The organism is Pseudophaeobacter sp. A-200-2 (assembly GCF_041008815.1).
Lineage (GTDB): Bacteria > Pseudomonadota > Alphaproteobacteria > Rhodobacterales > Rhodobacteraceae > Phycobacter > Phycobacter gallaeciensis_A.
In genome coordinates, this window is sequence record NZ_JAXGFU010000027.1 from 1 (window position 1) to 1,635 (window position 1,635).

At 59.6% G+C, this 1,635-nt stretch carries 1 protein-coding gene; it reads right to left on the reverse strand.

The genetic code is table 11. From position 1 onward, the window contains the following. Nucleotides 1-239 precede the first annotated feature (239 nt). Entirely contained in the window at nucleotides 240-1,496 is a 1,257-nt protein-coding gene (locus tag SM766_RS20850; RefSeq protein ID WP_368948956.1) for an IS110 family RNA-guided transposase, read from the reverse strand. Nucleotides 1,497-1,635: the final 139 nt, after the last annotated feature.

Genomic DNA, 1,635 nt, shown 5'->3' on the forward strand with positions numbered 1-1,635 from the left:
AACGTCCTACGTCGGGAAAATCTGGCTGCTTAGGTCAGCAGATCATGGGGCATCCGGCGAACCGGATGCCCTGTCAGATTTGCCCAGACGGGCTCTGCCGTCAAGAATAGGTCTCTCCCATAGCAAACACAAGGTACGCACGATGGCGGCCTTCACCGTCCTTAAGACGAGATCCGAAATCCCAAGCAGAAAGCCCAAACATTATCTACGAGGTCAGCGAACTGCCTCCACGGCTCTTGTCAGAGAGAGGTCTTTCCGCCTGGGCTCGCCCCCTCAAAGAAGGGGCGATAGGGATCGCCATGTTTGACCACGGCGTGTACGGTGCGCGCCATCTTGGCCGCGATCGCGGTGTAGGCCTTGCGACGCAGGTGAGCATTGTGTCGATCCTTCGAGATATAGCGTTCGAACTTGTCCCGGAAGCTGTTGGTTCGCTTGAGGACAGCGGTCTGACCGGCCATCCAGAGCGTACGTCGAAGCCGGGCATTGCCGTACTTCGAGATTTTGCTCTGACCGCGGAACATGCCGGACTGGACGGTGGCGAGGTCCATCCCGCAGAACTTCAGGAACTGGCGGTGATGCCGGAACCGGCGCAGATCACCGGCTTCGGCCAGGATGGTCATGGCATTGATCGGGCCGATGCCTGGGATGGTCGTCAGAAGCTGGTAGTCGGGGTGATCGGAAAGCAGCTCGACGGCCCGGGCCTCGATCTCGTTGCGCTGGCGGATCAGGCTGCGCCCCTCGGCCAGCACAAGGCGGAACATGCGGATGGCGTCAGAAGCCGGATGCACAGGCAGTCCTATGGAGTCGACGGCCGTGGCGTAAATATCTGAAAGCAAGAGTTCTTTGGAAACCTTACGGCCGACCACCTGCCAAGCATCAGCAATAAAAGCATCCCGGCTCATGGCCGAGATCATGTGCGGTGTCGGATACTTCTCCAGGAATGCCAGGAACCAATCGGTCCGCGAACTGCGATGGAAGCGCTCGGCTTCGGGAAAATACAGTGGAAGGTAATGCGTCAGGATGCGGTGCCACAGCTCTGTCTTCGAGCGCGAGACGATCTCGTGGGTTTTGGACAGTTCCTGGATGTCGGCCGTGCCGGTGACCAGTGGATCATGGAAGAACTGCACGGCGCCGATCTCCAGCATGTGCAGGATGACCTGGGCATCCTTCGGATCGTTCTTGTCCCAACTGTTGTGCAAGGCCTCCCGCGTTCGGGCCAGACCGACGGAGGAGATCAGCTTCAGCTCGAACCCCGCCTGGCCGAGATGGTGCGCCAACGTCCGGTGGTAATTGCCGGTTGCCTCGAACCCGATCAGAACCGGTAAGTCGTAGCTGGCGAGGGCCGCAGATAGCCGCTGGAAGTCTTCCAGCGTGTTCATGACTGTCAAACGACGGCGGCGTTTCTTGCCCGGAATGCCGATCAGCACCTCGTGCCGATGCTTGGAAATGTCGATGGCGACCAGCAAGGTCGAAACGGTAGAATGGGTGGCGGTCATAGCCGATCTCCTCAGCGGTGTGGTTTACGCAAAACCACTGTTGAGACCTGAGACCCGGTTATGGCCACCCGCTGCGCTATTTTGGGGCTGCGCGCGTGGCCATAACCTCTCAGCGGCGCTTCTTCCCGACGTGCTACGG